General features: G+C 72.2%; 11 protein-coding genes. 3 read left to right on the top strand and 8 right to left on the bottom strand.

What is annotated here, in order from left to right:
• Window positions 1-163: 163 nt before the first annotated feature.
• From AB0C35_RS10390 to AB0C35_RS10375, 4 genes are all read right to left on the bottom strand, one after another.
• Window positions 164-1084 (bottom strand): 4-(cytidine 5'-diphospho)-2-C-methyl-D-erythritol kinase, encoded by a 921-nt coding sequence (locus AB0C35_RS10390; RefSeq protein WP_358452911.1) that lies wholly within the window; start codon window positions 1082-1084, stop codon window positions 164-166.
• Between the two features lie 76 nt (window positions 1085-1160).
• A complete protein-coding gene (locus tag AB0C35_RS10385) occupies window positions 1161-2273 on the bottom strand; it encodes a hypothetical protein (protein ID WP_358452788.1) in 1113 nt (370 codons plus the stop codon).
• Between the two features lie 104 nt (window positions 2274-2377).
• On the bottom strand, window positions 2378-3259 hold the full coding sequence (gene rsmA, locus AB0C35_RS10380) for a 16S rRNA (adenine(1518)-N(6)/adenine(1519)-N(6))-dimethyltransferase RsmA (protein WP_358452786.1): 882 nt from the start codon (window positions 3257-3259) through the stop codon (window positions 2378-2380).
• Window positions 3260-3276: 17 nt separating this feature from the next.
• Window positions 3277-4056: a transglycosylase family protein gene (locus AB0C35_RS10375; RefSeq protein ID WP_358452784.1), complete on the bottom strand. Its 780-nt coding sequence runs from the start codon at window positions 4054-4056 to the stop codon at window positions 3277-3279.
• Between the two features lie 339 nt (window positions 4057-4395).
• On the opposite strand from AB0C35_RS10375, the gene AB0C35_RS10370 reads away from it, so the two are divergent.
• Complete coding sequence (locus AB0C35_RS10370) at window positions 4396-5376, top strand: hypothetical protein (RefSeq protein WP_358452782.1); 981 nt, start codon at window positions 4396-4398, stop codon at window positions 5374-5376.
• Window positions 5377-5413: 37 nt separating this feature from the next.
• Here the strand turns inward: AB0C35_RS10370 and AB0C35_RS10365 are convergent, their stop codons facing one another.
• Together AB0C35_RS10365 and metG are read right to left on the bottom strand one after the other, a co-directional pair.
• Window positions 5414-6238, bottom strand: a complete 825-nt coding sequence (locus AB0C35_RS10365) for a TatD family hydrolase (protein ID WP_358452780.1) — start codon at window positions 6236-6238, stop codon at window positions 5414-5416.
• Window positions 6235-8037: a methionine--tRNA ligase gene (metG, locus tag AB0C35_RS10360; protein ID WP_358452778.1), complete on the bottom strand. Its 1803-nt coding sequence runs from the start codon at window positions 8035-8037 to the stop codon at window positions 6235-6237. Before metG ends, AB0C35_RS10365 begins: the two co-directional genes overlap by 4 nt.
• Before the next feature lie 128 nt (window positions 8038-8165).
• Here metG and AB0C35_RS10355 point away from each other — a divergent pair, with 128 nt between their 5' ends.
• Window positions 8166-9815 carry a glycosyltransferase family 39 protein gene (locus AB0C35_RS10355; RefSeq protein WP_358452776.1) on the top strand — a complete coding sequence of 550 codons (1650 nt, stop codon included), beginning with the start codon at window positions 8166-8168 and terminating at the stop codon, window positions 9813-9815.
• Here AB0C35_RS10355 and AB0C35_RS10350 read toward each other — a convergent pair.
• On the bottom strand, window positions 9812-11737 hold the full coding sequence (locus AB0C35_RS10350; protein WP_358452774.1) for a hypothetical protein: 1926 nt from the start codon (window positions 11735-11737) through the stop codon (window positions 9812-9814). The genes AB0C35_RS10355 and AB0C35_RS10350 overlap by 4 nt on opposite strands.
• A gap of 209 nt (window positions 11738-11946) precedes the next feature.
• Window positions 11947-13326: a glycosyltransferase family 2 protein gene (locus AB0C35_RS10345; RefSeq protein WP_358452772.1), complete on the bottom strand. Its 1380-nt coding sequence runs from the start codon at window positions 13324-13326 to the stop codon at window positions 11947-11949.
• A 311-nt stretch (window positions 13327-13637) separates the two neighbouring features.
• On the opposite strand from AB0C35_RS10345, the gene AB0C35_RS10340 reads away from it, so the two are divergent.
• A complete protein-coding gene (locus tag AB0C35_RS10340) occupies window positions 13638-15509 on the top strand; it encodes a glycosyltransferase family 39 protein (RefSeq protein WP_358452770.1) in 1872 nt (623 codons plus the stop codon).
• Window positions 15510-15541: the final 32 nt, after the last annotated feature.

Raw genomic sequence — 15541 nt, 5'->3', positions numbered from 1 at the left:
CTCGTCGGAGGGAATCGGTGTCACGGGTACAAGACGCCCGCCGCGGGCCCGAAGTTCGCTTGTGTGACGAGCGCAGCTACCGCGTCCGCCCGCGCGGCCGGCCGCCTCCGCCGGACCACGCCGGTCACACCCGTCACATTTCGTCACACACCGTCACATTTCGTCACACGACGGTCGCGCCCGGGACGGGACCCGAGGCCCGCAGCACCTGCGCGGCGACGCCCGTACCGTCCAGCGCGCCCGCGATACCGGCCGCGTCCTCCTCGGTCTCGGCGAGGAACGCGCAGGTGGGGCCGGACCCGGAGACGACAGCGCCGACCGCGCCGAGGTCGCGGCCGGCGTCCAGGACGCGGTCCAGCGACGGCCGCAGCGACAGCGCGGCGGGCTGCAGGTCGTTGGTCAGGGCGGCGCCGAGGCCCTTGGCGTCACCGGTGGCGAGCGCGGTCATCAGCTCCTCGGACACGCCCGGCCGCGGCGCGCCCTCCCCTTCGGCCTCGCGGATCCGGTCGCATTCGGCGTAGACGGCGGGGGTGGACAGGCCGCCGTCGGCCGTCGCGAACACCCAGTGGAAGGTTCCGCGGGTGAGGGCGGAGGTGAGGCGCTCGCCGCGTCCGACACCGACCGCGGTGCCGCCGAGGACGGCGAACGGGACGTCGCTGCCGATCTCCGCGCCGAGCTCCATCAGGTCGTCCCTGCCGAGAACGGGCTGCTCCCGGTCGTCCCACAGCCGCGCGCAGGCGACGAGCGCGGCGGCGGCGTCGGCGCTGCCGCCCGCCATGCCGCCCGCGACGGGGATGGCCTTGCGGATCCGGAGCGCGACGTTCGGCTCGACGTCCAGCCGCGCGGCGACGAGCCTGGCGGCCCTGGCGGCGAGGTTGTCGTCGTCGTCGGGGACGCCTTCGACCGCGACCCGCGAGTGCGGGGCGGCCTGGACGCGCACCTCCAGCCGCCCGGCATGCGCGGCGGTGACCTCGTCGAACAGGGACACGGCGTGGAACACGTTGACGAGGTCGTGGTAGCCGTCATCGCGGATCGGCCCCACGCCGAGCTGAAGGTTGACCTTGGCGGGGACGCGTACGGTCACTGCGCTCACGCCCGAAACCCTACGGCCTGTTGATATTTCCCGGGCACGTCCCCCCGCGACTCACACCGCCCGCGGGTCAGCCGCCGCTGGTCACCGGCAGGTTGCGGGGGTTGAAGTAGGGGGTCGTGGCGAGCTCGCGGAGCGCGGAGACGGCGTGCTTGTCACCGGTCACCGAGTAGGCGCGGCGCTTGTCGCGGGCGTTCTCGGCCTGCTCGTCGGAGTTGAAGTAGACGACGGCCTTGACCTGCGGGTCCTGGAGCGTCTTGGCCGCCTCACGGAACCATTCGGCGCGGCGCTCACCGTAGGACCGCGGCACGCCGAACTCGGCGATCATGATGGGCTTGGGACGTTCCCGCGCCCACTCCATGAACGACTTCACGTCCTCCGACAGGTCGCGGTAGTCGGACCCGCCGGTCCGGGCGTCGGCGCAGATCCAGTCGACGTGGTCGTCGCCGGGATAGAAGACGCCGGCGCCGTCGGCGCCGCCGAACCCGCGGGCGGTGGGGCACCACACCCAGGCGACGTTCTGGACCCGCTCCTGTTCGAAGATCCGCCGCAGGTGCTTCCACGCGGCGATGAAGTCCGCGGGCGAGTGGACCTGCTTCCTCGCGGGCGCCGCGTCCATGTTCCGCGACCAGCGCAGGAAGATCGGCTTGCCGAGGTCCTTGACGGCGCGGGCGCGCCGCTGGATCAGCGCGTCGTACTCACCCTGGACGATCTTCCTGGTGTCGGCGCCGCCCCAGGTCAGCAGCAGGTAGCGGTTGCCGTCGACGACGGACTTCTCCAGCCCCGCCGGGAAGTCGGACGTCCAGCCGCGGTAGCTGTGCACGACGTCGAGCCGCCGCCCGAGTTCCCCCTCGAAGCGGGCGATCGGCGCCATGCCCGGCTTGCCGGCCTCATCGCCGGACGGTGAACCCGGCGGCGACTCGGAAGGGGACCCGGACGGGGACTCGGTCGGGGACCCGGACGGCTTCGCGGACTCCTCCGGCGGCACCCAGGCCCCGAAGTAGGCGCCCTCCTCCGGCGGGACCGGCGCCACGCCCGCCCGCGCCGTCGTCGTGATCGTCGGTGCCGCGCCCGCGCCGTCACCGCAGCCCGCCGCCACCGTCGCGATCATCGCCGCGGTGGCGAGCAGGGCCGTCCCCGCGATCGGCAACCTCGCCCGCGCCGTCCGCGAACGCGCCTTCACCATCGACCTCCGCTTGTACCGATGTCGGTGTCCCCGGAGCGATGTGTCGCCCAGTCCACCTCGTAACACGCCGGCCGCATTGCGCACCAGCTTCAAAAACACATCTAGGGAGCCTCGGGATCAACTGCCCGGACTGAAGGACCATACTCGGCAATGCGGGCGAAGGCGGCCACGTCCAGAGCTTCGCCCCGCGCGCGCGGGTCGACGCCCGCGGCGCGCAGCGCCTCCTCGGCGGCGGCCGGGGATCCGGCCCAGCCGGCGAGGGCCGCGCGCAGCGTCTTGCGGCGCTGCCCGAACGCGGCGTCGATCACCGCGAACACCTGCTCGCGGGTCGCCGTGGTCGGCGGCGGCTCACGTCGGGTGAACGCGACGAGCCCCGAGTCCACGTTCGGGGCGGGCCAGAACACCGCCCGCCCGACCGCCCCGGCGCGGCGCGCCTCGCCGAACCAGGCGAGCTTCACCGACGGCACGCCGTAGATCCGGCCGCCGGGCGGCGCGACCATCCGGTCGGCGACCTCGGCCTGCACCATGACCAGCGCGGAACGCAGCGACGGCAGGGTCGCCAGCAGGTGCAGGACGACCGGCACCGCGACGTTGTAGGGCAGGTTCGCGACGAGCGCCGTGGGGCCCGGCCCCGGAAGATCTGTGATCTTCATCGCGTCGGCGTGCACGACCTCCAGCCGTTCCGCGCGGCCCGGGGCCCGCGCCGCGGCCGTGGCGGGCAGCTCGGCGGCGAGCGTCGCGTCGATCTCCACGGCGACGACGCGCCGTGCCTCCGCCAGCAGCCCCAGCGTGAGCGATCCGAGCCCGGGCCCGACCTCGATGACGACGTCGTCCGGGCTCAGCCCGGCGGCCCGGACGATCCGCCGGACGGTGTTGGCGTCGATGACGAAATTCTGCCCGAGCGTCTTGGTCGGCCTGATGCCCAGCCGCTCTGCCAGCTCCCGCACGTCCGCCGGCCCGAGCAGGCTCGATGTCTCCCCCACAAGACAAGTGTCCCAGCTCAGGAGAACAGGAACTTGCCGCAGTTGGGCCACTGCCCCTGCCAGCGGCCGTTCACCTTCTTGTAGAGGAGCTGCGCCCGGTAGGTCTGCTCGCCCGCACTGGCGTCGGACGGCCGGCCCTTGCCGCCGACCGACTGCCACGTGGCCATGGAGAACTGGTAGAGCCCGTAGTACCCGGCCGGGTTCACGGCCTTCGGGTTGTTGCCGGACTCGCATTTGGCCAGCCCGCGCCAGTTCAGCCCGGCGGCTGCGCCGCTGCCCGCCGACTTCGGGCCGACGGCGAGGATCCGCGCGACGGGCTTGCGCTTCACCTTCTGCGCGAGGACCTTCGCGACCCTCCTGGTCTTGCCCTTCTTGTCCTTGCGCGGGACGTACGCCCACTGAATCACCTTGATTCCGGGCTTGCCCTCGCGCAGCACCTTCTCGCTCCACGGCGGCACGGAGGAACTGCTCTTGCGGATCGTCTTGGCGGGCGTCTTGACGGTCTTCAGCTTCGGCTTCGACAGCAGCCGCACGATCTTCACAAGGTCCCCGGCGGGCTGGTCGACCGCCGGTTTGACCAGGTCGTACGGGTTAAGTGTGATCTTGGCCTGGTCGAGGACCTCCCGGACGGTGGTGCCGGTCGTCATCGTCTGCGTCTTCTCGCCGTCGACCACGATGAGGACCTGGCGCGGCGCGGGCGCGCTGGTGCGGGGGGCGTCAGCGGCGGCCATGCTCTTCGGGTCCGTCCCGCCTCCGCCGCAGCCCGCCAGCAGCGCGGCCGCCACCAGGACGGGCACCGCGGGAGCCAGGGAGCCGCGGCGCCCCCTGCTCCAAAGCGCCCTGTTCCGGGGCACGGGGTTCGGGGGCACGGGTTTCCAAGGCACGGGTTTCCTCCAGGGGGGCCGGGCTCGGGGGCGCCCGCTCAACGGCCAGAGATTAGAGCCACCCGCCCGTCCTCCGCCACCTCATCACCCACATGCGCCCCCGCCGCACCCCGGAAATCGCCACAGAACCCGATTGATCCGGAAACGGAACGCTAGGCTACCGGCCCGTGGTCCGGTGGCTCGCAGCGGCCGGCAGGCCCGCTCAGCCGCACCGCCGCGGAACCTCCCCGTGAGAGGCCACGTCCCAGGATCATGCGCCGCCGACTTCTGATCACCGGGCTCTTCGTCATCGTCTTCTGCGCCTGGGCGTTCTATCCGGCCGTCCTGGCGTACACGTTCACCGGCGGCGAGCGCGCCACCGCCACCGTCGCCGAATGCTCCGGGGGCGGCGGGGGGCCGCGGCCGACCACCGCGACCTGCCACGGCACCTGGCGCACCGAGGACGGAGAGCGCGGCGAGGGCGAGATCTACGGGCTCGACTACGACCAGACCCATGGCCGCGACGACGACGCCGTCCCCGTCCGGATCGGCCCGCTGGGCCCCCACGCGAACGGGTGGGGCGGCTCATGGAACTACTTCCTCAGCCTGCTGCCGATCCTGCTCTTCACGTTCCTGTTCGCCTGGACCCGCCGGCGGTTCATCCTCCCCGGGCGAAGGCTCGCCGAATCGCTGCTCACCGCGTCCGGCGACGTCCTCGTGATCTCCGAAAGCGAAGGGGTCCGCCGCCCGGACGGCTCCCCGTACGCCACCGTCACCACGAGCCTGGAGCCCCCGCCCGGCCACCGGCGCCTCCAGTTGCCGGGCCGCCCCCCGTACACCCGTGACCAGCCGACGCTGGGGTCGCGCGACAGCCTGCACCGGTTCCAGCCCGTGGTGGACGCCGCCGGCCGGCCGCTGATGCATCTGGAGCACCGCTCCGACCGCGGGCTGCACCCCGAGCACGTGCTGCTCGACCCGTCGGGCGCCCCGAGGCTGCTCATCCGCCCGGACACCGAGCGGGGCCCCTTCCGCTACCGGCTGCTGGACCCCGCCGGTGCCGGTGTCGGCACCGCCGGGCCCGCTGAGAACGGCAACATGACGACGCTGGAGGTCCGCGACGCCGGCGACAGGCCGGCCGCCACCGCCGCCAAGCTCCGCCGCCGGCGGGTGCTGCGGATCGAGGACGGCGTGCCGCCGCTCCTGCGGAACGCCGCCATCGCCCTCGTCCTCATCAAGTTCGTCAACATCGACTGACGCCGGCTGACACCCGCCCGCCCCGGACCGGGGGGGCTCACCAGGGACCGAAGACGCGTTCTCCGTTCGCGGCGATCGCGGTGCACAACTCGGCCACGTCCACGCCCTTCACCTCCGCCATCGCCCGCACCGTGTGCGGGATCAGGTACGAGGCGTTCGGCTTGCCCCGGTGCGGGATGGGCGTCAGGAACGGCGCGTCGGTCTCCACCAGCAGCAGGTCGAGCGGGGCCGCCTTCAGGGCCTCGCGGAGCGGCTCGGCGTTCTTGAACGTGACGTTGCCCGCGAAGCTCATCACGTAGCCGTGCTCGACGCAGATCTCCGCCATGGCGGCGTCGCCCGAATAGCAGTGGAAGACGACCTTGTCGGGCGCGCCCTCCTCGCTCAGGACGCCGAGCACGTCGTCGTGGGCGTCGCGGTCGTGGATGACCAGCGCCTTGCCGGTCCGCTTGGCGATCGCGATGTGCGCACGAAACGCGCGGTGCTGGTCGTCCTTCGGCGCCCAGTCGCGGTAGTAGTCCAGGCCCGTCTCGCCGATGGCGCGGACCTTCGGGTGCGCCGCCAGCCGCTCGACGTCGTCGAGGACGGCGGCGGACACCCCGGTCGTCTCGTTCGGGTGGATCGCCACCGCCGCATACACCTCGTCGAACTCGCCGGCGGCCTCCACCGCGAAACGCGACGACGGCAGGTCGCAGCCGATCGTGACGATCCGGGCGACGCCCGCCGCCTTCGCCGACCTGAGCTGCTCCTGCACCGGCGTGTCGACGATGTCGAGGTGGCAGTGGCTGTCGAACACGTCGACCGGAAGGCGTTCGGGAAGCGGCGGGAACGAGCGTGAGCTCTGCCCGTCCCCGTCGGGGCTCACCGGTTCTCCAGCCGGGCGAGTTCCTCCTCGACCACGGACGTGTCGAGCTTCTTGAACAGCGGCGTCGGTTTGGTCAGCGGAACGCCCGGCTTGATCGGCATCGACTCCCAGCGCGCCTCCGTGGCGTAGTCGCCGGTCAGGATGCGGTAGTCCGGCCCGCCCTCCTCGGAGACCGTCTTCAGGTCCGGCATGCCGCTCCACACGCCCCGCCCGCCGAGCATCTCGTACACCTTCTGCGACGAGTTCGGCAGGAACGGCGTCAGCAGCGTCTTGGCGTCGTCGACGACCTGCAGCGCGGTGTGCAGGATCGACTGGACGCGGGCCGGGTCGTCCTTCAGCTTCCACGGCGCCTGGTCCGACAGGTACCGGTTGGCGTCGCGGACGACGTCCAGCGCCTCGGTGATCGCGTTCTTGAACCGGGACCGTTCGAGTTCGGCGCCCACCGCCCGGAACGCGTTGCGGCTGCGCTCCATCAGCGCCCGGTCGGCGTCGGTGAGGTCGCCCGCCTCCGGGACCGCGCCGAAGTTCTTCGCCGCCATGTTCACCGAGCGGTTGACGAGGTTGCCCCACGCGGCGACCAGCTCGTCGTTGTTGCGGCGGACGAACTCCGCCCACGTGAAGTCGGTGTCCTGGTTCTCCGGCCCGGCGATCGCGACGTAGTAGCGCAGCGCGTCGACGTCGTAGCGCTCAAGGAAGTCCTGCACGTAGATGACGACCTGGCGGGACGAGGAGAACTTCTTGCCCTCCATCGTCAGGAACTCCGACGACACGACCTCCGTCGGCACGTTCAGCGCCCCGAGCGAACCGGCCGTGCCGCCCTTGTCGCCCTGGCCGGAGTAGCCGAGCAGCATCGCCGGCCAGATCTCGGCGTGGAAGACGATGTTGTCCTTGCCCATGAAGTAGTACGACAGGGCATCCGGGTCCTGCCACCAGGCGCGCCACGCCTCCGGGTCGCCCGCGCGCCGCGCCCACTCGACGGACGCCGAGAAGTACCCGACGACCGCGTCGAACCACACGTACAGCTTCTTGGCCGGGTTGTCGCGCCAGCCGTCCAGCGGGATCGGCACGCCCCAGTCGAGGTCGCGGCTGATCGCCCGCGGCTGCAGGTCGTCCAGCAGGTTCAGCGCGAACTTCAGCACGTTCGGCCGCCACGCCAGCGACCCGCCCTGCTTGCCGCGCAGGTACCGGCCGAGGACCTCGGTGAACGCGGGCAGGTCGAGCATGAAGTGCTCGGTCTCGACGAACTTCGGCTTCTCCCCGTTGATCCGGGACACCGGGTTGATCAGGTCGACGGGGTCGAGCTGGTTGCCGCAGTTGTCGCACTGGTCGCCGCGCGCCCCGTCGTACCCGCAGATCGGGCAGGTGCCCTCGATGTAGCGGTCCGGGAGCGTGCGGCCGGTGGACGGCGAGATCGCGCCCATCGTCTTCTGCGGGAAGATGTAGCCGTTGTCGTGCAGGCCCTTGAAGATCTCCTGGACGACCGCGTAGTGGTTCAGCGTGGTGGTGCGGGTGAACAGGTCGTAGGACATGCCGAGGCCGTGCAGGTCTTCGGCGATGACGCCGTTGTAGCGGTCGGCGAGCTCGCGGGCGGTCACGCCCTCCTTGTCGGCCTGCACCTGGATCGGGGTGCCGTGCTCGTCGGTGCCGCTGACCATCAGGACCTTGTTGCCCGCCATCCGCTGGTAGCGGGCGAACATGTCGGCGGGCAGCGCGAAACCGGAGACGTGCCCGATGTGACGGGGCCCGTTGGCGTACGGCCATGCGGGCGCGGTCAAGATGTGACGGCTTGACGAGGACATGGAATCAAGGGTAGTCGCGTCACGGGGGCCCATGTACGCGAGTAGCCTGGTCCGGCGTCCCGGCGGGACGCCCGCCCCGTAAGAGCAGGCTCCGCGAGTCGCACGACGCTGGAAGGCAGAAGCGAGGCATGGCCCACACGCAGGCCGACCAGCAGGCCGACCAGCAGGGCGTCGCGCAGGCGGCGGGAGCGGGAGAGGACCGGAGCCCCGGCGGACACGGGCGGTCGCTGACCGGGCGTGTGATCTCCCGGTTGCGGCGGACGCGCCGGGTGGTGTGGCTGACCCTGCTGGTGGCGGCGTCCGCGGTGCTCGTGCAGTGGGTGATCATGACGCCGCCGCTGTACTTCGACCCGTACTACGTGTGGCTCGCCGCCCGCTCCTGGCCCGACATCCCGCTCACGACGTGGCCGTACGACGAGGTCCCCCACCAGGTCACCCGGATCGGCCTGGTGCTGCCCGCGCGGCTCGTCCAGGAGGTTCTCGGGCCCGGCGAGGCCGGCTACTTCGCCGTCGCGGCGCTCGGCGGCTGCGCGTTCTTCGCCGGGACGTACCTGGTCGTCCGGTCGCTGTTCGGGGACGCGGCGGGGCTGGCGTCCGCGGCGATCCTGCTCGTCCACCCGTTCTTCACGATGACGAACCCGTTCGGCCACGAGATCACCTGGTCGACCGGGGTGGTGCTGCCGGACATGCCGGGCGCCGGGCTGTTCGCGATCGGGATGGCCGGCCTCGTCGTCGCGAGCCGCAGGACCGGGCGGGCGCAGACCCGCATGCTGCTGGCCGCCGGGGTGTTCCTCGGCGCGTCGTTCCTGGTCCGGGAGTTCCTGGCGTTCCTGTTCCTCGCCATCCCGGTGTACCTGGCGCTGCTGCGGATCCCGTGGCGGCGCAACGTCACGGTCGGCGCGCCGATGCTCGCGATCCTGGTGGTCAACCTCGTCCACAACCAGCTGGTCTGGGGGACGCCCCTCGCCGGCCTGGTGTCGGCCGCCACGCACGGCGGCCAGTCCCGCGACTACGTGACGCGCGAACTCGCGCTCCGCTCGTTCACGCGCGCGATGCACGACTGGCATCCGCTCGGCCTCGTCTTCACCGTCGCGCTGGCGCTCACGATCGTCGGCTGGGCCGTCACCCGCGACCGGCGGCTCGCACTGGTGCTGGTGTGGTTCTTCACGCTCGCCGTCCCGCTGACGCTGTTCTCCGGCGTCCTCGACCCGAACGACATCAAGCTGCGGGCGTGGCTGCAGCGGTACTGGTTCGCGGTGCTGCCCGCGCTCCTCGCCGGCGGGTTCGGGTCGCTGATCCTGATGCTGCGGATGCTGCCCGCCGGGCTCATGTCCCGGCTGCGCCCGCTCGCCGTCGTGCTCGTCGGCACCGTGCCGGTCGCGCTCGGCGGAGCGTACGCGGCCGCCGCCGTCCGCGCCGTCCCCGACCTGCCGCGCGACACGGCGTGGGACGAGTTGCGCGGCTACATCGGCGAGCACCGCGAGCTCACGCTGATCTGCGCGGACCGGCGGCTCGCGCAGACCCTCACGTTCTACACGCGGGACGTGTGGGGCGACCCGGTGTGGCGCGGCGAGATCCGCGACTTCCCGCACTACCTGCCGAAGGTGCCGAGGAACGCGACCGAGGGCCCGATGCTCTACACCCGCTGGCGCGGCATGGAGTCGCAGATCGGCGGCGGCTGGCGGCCGTCCACCGAGCAGGGCTGGACGCTGATGTGGCGCTCCTCCGACGGCGTCCTCCAGATCTGGAACCCGCCGCCCTCGCCTCCGGAGGACTAGCGGGACCAGGCGACCCAGTCGCCTTCGACGGTGCGGCGGCTGTCGACGACGCGCCAGCCGGGCGGGGCGCCGTGCGGCCAGGACGCGGTCGCGGGGACGTCCTTCGGCCACGCCAGGACGACGACGTCCGCGTTCTGCGGCGGCGGGGTCCACCGGGCGTTGAAGACGCCGCCCTCGCTCCACCACGCCCAGTAGTAGTGCGAGAGCCGGATCGTCCACGGGACGTTCCAGTCGATGGCGATGGACCGCTGGGCGGGCAGGTCGACGCTCGGCCGGATGTCGGTGTGCGCGGTCGCATCGCGCACGAGCGGGCGCGCGATGCGGTCGGTGGCGGTGAGGCACATCCCCACGGCGACGACCGCCAGCACGACCGCGAGCAGCAGCGGGCCGCGGCGCCGCAGCCGGACGAACACGACGGACGCGAAGAGCAGCACCAGGCCGGCCAGGGTGGCGTGCCACAGGCGGAACGCCGTCCAGTCCCAGGTGAGGAACGCCGTCTCGGGAAAGTCGTAGGCCGTGTAGGTGTACTGGGTGAGCAGGTCGCCCGCGTACCACTGGACGATGCACGCGGCGGTGAGCGTCAGGGTGACCGCCGCGGCCGACGCCCACAGCAGCGCCCGCTGCGACGCGCGCAGCAGGACCGCGACGCCGGCGATGAACAGGACCGGCGTGATGCAGGCGAGGTAGCGGCCGTACACGTAGTTGCCGATGCGGTACTCGACCGGCAGGGCCGCCGAGGTGGCGAACGCGATGCCCGCCACGATCGCGACGACGGCGAGCGCAAGCGCCCGCGTCCGCCCGGACGCGCCCGAGGTGCCGGACGCGCCCGAGGTGCCGGACGCATGCGCGCCGGGCGCGCCGGGCGCGCCGGGCGTGCCGGGTGTGCCGGGTGTGCCGGGTGTGATCGACAGGGCGGACGCTGCGGCGGCGGGGCGGATCGCGACGAACGCGACGGCGACGAGGCCGACCGCGGCCATGCCGCCGGTGGCGACGGCCTGGTACCAGACCTGGCCGGTCCCGAGCGACAGCATCCAGGCCCACCCGTCCACGCTGGTGAGCCGCCGGGCGACGTTGCCGCCGAGGTCGTTGTCGCCGTGCGGGTACATGTGCGGGAGCAGCGAACGGTTCAGCAGCGTCGCCGCGGCCGTCCCGGCCGCTGCGGCGAGCGCGGCGGCGGACACGCCCCGCCACGACCGCCACCGGAGCAGCAGTGCGGCCGCCAGCAGCGCCGCGTGCACGACCAGCAGGATCGCGCCGCGCGAATGGCAGGCGTAGGCGTAGGCGGCGAGGAGCGACGCGCCCGTCCCGGCCAGGTGCAGGCGGGCGGCCGAGCGGCGGTCCGCCGGGGGCGGGGCGTTCAGCCAGGTGTGGACGAGCAGCAGCCAGCCGGTCAGGATCAGCGGCAGGATCGCGTCGGTCAGGACGAACGCGGAGTAGAACAGGACGCTCGGCAGCATCGCCGTCACGTGCGCGAAGACGTACGACCAGCGCCGGCGGACCCGAAGGCGGCGCAGCAGCAGGAAGGCCAGCGGCAGCATCGCCGCGCTGACCAGCGCGTTGATGAACAGGGCGCCGCGGTAGACGCCGACCGGGTCGTCGCCGAACCAGAACGCGGGCGTCAGCAGCAGCGGGTATCCGCCCCGGTAGATCGTCCCGGACGACATGTCGGCGTCGGGTCCGCCGGTCAGGACGCGGGCGGCGAACAGGTAGCCGGACTCGTCCGGTGTCGCCACCGGCACCGTCTGCCCCGAGCTCAGCCAGAGCCGCACCGCGACCTGCGCGATCCAGCCGAGGGCGAACAGCCAGGCCCAGCGGCGGCGGCTCGTCCCGGCGCGGGCGGCGGCCGGATCGGCGGGGGCGACGGGTGGGCGTGCGACGGCCGGGGACGTGGTGCCGGCGTCCGCCGGTATTCGCGTGCTCATCGACGTACGGGCCCCCCGGGCACGGACTGGCAGAAAAACGAAGATCCCTCGCGAGTCAAAGCCTGGCACAGCCCGGGCGGGGCACCGGCCCGGGTCGGGGGAACACTCAGGGACTTGTCGGAATTCGCCACGGTGTGCCCTGGCGCGATCTCAGCTGGTGACGATCATTCGCCGGGGCACCCGCGGCGCTCCGCGTGGCGGGCCGTCCGTCAACTCCCGGACGGGCCGTCCTCGTCGCCGTCGCCCTTGGGCGCCCGCACGCCCGTCTTCGCTGCGGCGCGCCCGGCGGGGACCTTCGCCGCGGCGGCCTTCCCCGCGGGGACCTTCTCCGCCTCGGTCTTCTCGGCGGCTGCCGCGGCGTCCTCGGCCTCGCCCTTGGCGACCTTCTGCGCGGCGGCGTCCACGACCCCGGCGGCCTCCTCGGCCGCGTCGGTGAGCGGCGGGTGCTGGCGGCGGCGGATGCCGAGGATGCTGACGAACAGCGAGGCGAAGATGGCCTGGAAGCTCATCACGAGCGCGGTCGCGGCGGGGACGACGATGCGCAGCGACTCGCGCGGGTCCAGTTCGCCGAAGCTGTTGACCCGCCAGTGCAGCAGCGACGCGACGAGACCGGCCAGACCGGCGGCCGCGAGCAGCCCGCCGAGCAGGAGCCCGCGTTCCAGGCTCCACCAGTCGATGATCTTCTGGACGCGGCCGTCGTGCGGCAGGAATCCCTCCTGCATCGCGTACACCTTCGTCAGCAGCGCGAACAGCACCGCCTGGAAGCCGATGACCAGCGCGGCGCCGGCGCCGACGAGGGTGTCGACGTCGAACGCGATCTCCCCGACGGTGACCGGCCCGGTCGACAGCGCGATTCCGGCGACGAGTCCGAGAGTCATGAAGACGAGACCGGGGATAAGGAACAGCCAGCGCGGGCTGTAGAGCATGAGGAAGCGGAGATGACGCCACCCGTCACGCCAGGTGTTCAGGTGCGGGGCACGCGTCCGGCCGTCCGGCGACAGCGTCGTCGGGACCTCGCGGATGTCGTATCCCTGCAGGGTCGCCTTGACGACCATCTCGCTGGCGAACTCCATGCCGCCGGTCTGCAGCCCGAGCCGCAGGATCGCGTCCTTGTCGAAGGCGCGCAGCCCGCAGTGGAAGTCGCCGCTCTTGCTGCCGAAGAACAGCCGGCCGACGAAGCTGAGCACCGGGTTGCCGAGGTAGCGGTGCAGCGGCGGCATGGCCCCGTCGGCGATGCCGCCCTTGAAGCGGTTGCCCATGACGAGGTCGGCGCCGTCGCGCAGTTCGTCGAGGAACGGCCCGAGGGTGGCGAAGTCGTAGGAGTCGTCGGCGTCGCCCATGGCGACGTACCGGCCGCGCGCGGCGGCGATCCCGCCCATCAGGGCGTTGCCGTAACCCTTGTCGATCACCGGCACGACCCGGGCCCCCGCGTCGCGGGCGAGCTGCTGGCTGCCGTCGGTGCTGCCGTTGTCGGCGATGACCACCTCGCCGTCGATGCCCTTGTCCTCGAAGAAGCCGATCGTCTTGCGGACGCAGGTCTCGACCGTCTCGGCCTCGTTCAGGCATGGCATCACTACGGAGAGTTCCACGCGATCTCCTTCGTTACCCCTGGTGACCGTCTGCGGTGTTTTCCACTAATCTCTTGGGTTCCGCGGGGCGGCCCGTCGTCAGTTCATGATGCCTGCCGGGGACGGGTAATGATGGCCGCTCTCGTCAAGAGCACCCGTATCGTGTTGCTCACTTGCAACCGAAAGACCCTCTCCGCCACGGTCGCGGGCGGCAGGCTAGGACGTCAAGCATACGGGCACAGCGGCCCGGAAAGGTTGGGTCGGCTGTGACGCGCGCCGGAGAACGCAGTGCCACCGGACCGGGGGCCGGACACCGAAGGGGAGGTGCGGCAGTGGCGGGCGAATCGCCGCAGGGCACGGCCCTCGGCACGGCGCCGGGCACGGCGCTCGACGGCCCTGCGTCGCGCGGGGACACGTCGGGCGGCGACGCGGGGGGCGGCGGCGACGCGGGCGCCGGGGACGGATCCGCCGAGGTCACCCCCGCCTTGCGGCCGGGCGTGGCGGACACCGCGGCACGCCGCGACACGCCCGGTGGGACGACGACCGCCGGAAAATCGGCCGACGGCATTAAGGACGGGCCGAAATCGGCCATACGACCCGACCCCCAGTCCGGTCCGGTGCGCACCGCGGACACCGGCGACGGGCCAGGCCCAGGCGGCGACACGCCTGACGAGAGCGCGGATTCCGGACGCCGGCGACGCGCCCGCGGGCTGTGGACGCTGGCTCGCCGGCATCCGGCCTTCAGTGTGATCATTGCCATAGCGGCGCTGCTCCGGGTCGTCGCGATGCTCGGCTACCAGCCGGTGATGTTCTTCAACGACAGCTTCGACTACCTGCACGTCGCGACCGACCCGTACCCGCACCCGCTGCGTCCCGACGGGTACGCCTTCCTGCTCCTGCTGCTCAAGCCGTTCCACAGCTTCGCGCTCGTCGCCGCCGTCCAGCACCTCATGGGCCTGGCCATGGGCGTGATGATCTACGCGCTGCTGCGGCGAAAGTTCCGGCTGCCCGGCTGGGGCGCCGCGCTCGCCGCCGCGCCCGTCCTGCTGGACGCCTACCAACTGCAGCTCGAGCACCTGGTGCTGTCCGACACGATGTTCATGTTCCTGGTGATGAGCGCGGTCACGCTGCTGCTCTGGCACGACCGCCCGTCCTGGCGGATCGCGGCGGCGGTCGGGCTGATCGTCGGGCTGTCCTGGCTGACCCGCTCGGTCGGGATGCCGGTCCTGCTCGGCGTGCTGGTGTTCATGCTGATCCGGCGCAGCGGCTGGAAGATGATGGGCGTCACGCTGGCGGCCTGCATGCTGCCCGTCCTGTCCTACATGGGCTGGTACAAGCTCGACAGCGACAAGTTCGCGATCACCGAGAGCAACGGGATCTTCCTGTACGCGCGGGTCTACAAGTTCGCCGACTGCCACCGGATGGACGACCTGCCGGTCCGCGAGTACCCGCTGTGCACCGAGCCGGCGAACCGGCTGCCCAACTCCCAGGACGGCATCTGGAACGCCCAGTCCCCGCTGAACCGCTACACCGGCACGCGGTTCGGCCCCGAGAACAACGCGCTCGGCAACGACTTCGCCAAGCGGGCGATCATCGCGCAGCCCGCCGACTACCTGCAGGTGGTCGCCTACGACTTCTTCCGGGTCTTCCGGTGGGAGCGGACGGTGTTCCCCGACCCGGACACCTACCGGCAGTACGAGTTCCGCACGACCACCAGCAGGACGCTTCCCGACTGGAAGATGGACGGCAACTCGATCGCGTCCGCCGAGGCGAAGGCGTACGAGAACGGCGACGCCGAGACCCGGGTCGTCGAGCCGTTCGCCGGTGTCGCCCGCGGCTACCAGGACGTCTTCTACCTGCGCGGGACGATGGTCGGCGGCATCCTGCTCATCGGCCTCGCCGGGCTCGTGCCGCTGTGGCGGCGCTTCGGCGGCCCGGCGCTGCTGCCGTGGACGCTCGCGACCGGGCTGCTGCTGGCCCCGGCGGCCACCGCCGAGTTCGACTACCGGTACATCCTGCCCGCCGTCCCGCTGGCGGCGCTCGCCGCCGGGATGGCGTTCGCGCCGGAGGTCCGCGGCACGGTCGCCGGGTGGGGACGCCGGCTGCGGCGCGGGGCCGGTTCGGGCACGGCCGCGGCCCCGGACGCGCCCGAGGTCCCGGCCGAACCCGCCGAGCCCAAGATCCCGGAGGTCGCGGCCAAGTAAGCCCGGCCGCGGCCAAGTGAGCCCGGCCGCGG

Origin of the sequence: Spirillospora sp. NPDC048819, from assembly GCF_040650055.1 — a bacterium.
GTDB lineage: Bacteria > Actinomycetota > Actinomycetes > Streptosporangiales > Streptosporangiaceae > Spirillospora.
The sequence above is the reverse complement of the archived record's forward strand: the minus strand, read 5'-3'. Positions and strand labels throughout refer to the sequence as shown.

Coding starts and splice junctions, on each gene's coding strand:
- AB0C35_RS10370 (WP_358452782.1), top strand. CDS start 4,396: ATGCGCCGCCGACTTCTGATCACCGGGCTCTTCGTCATCGTCTTCTGC.
- metG (WP_358452778.1), bottom strand. CDS start 8,037: ATGTCCTCGTCAAGCCGTCACATCTTGACCGCGCCCGCATGGCCGTAC.
- AB0C35_RS10355 (WP_358452776.1), top strand. CDS start 8,166: ATGGCCCACACGCAGGCCGACCAGCAGGCCGACCAGCAGGGCGTCGCG.
- AB0C35_RS10350 (WP_358452774.1), bottom strand. CDS start 11,737: ATGAGCACGCGAATACCGGCGGACGCCGGCACCACGTCCCCGGCCGTC.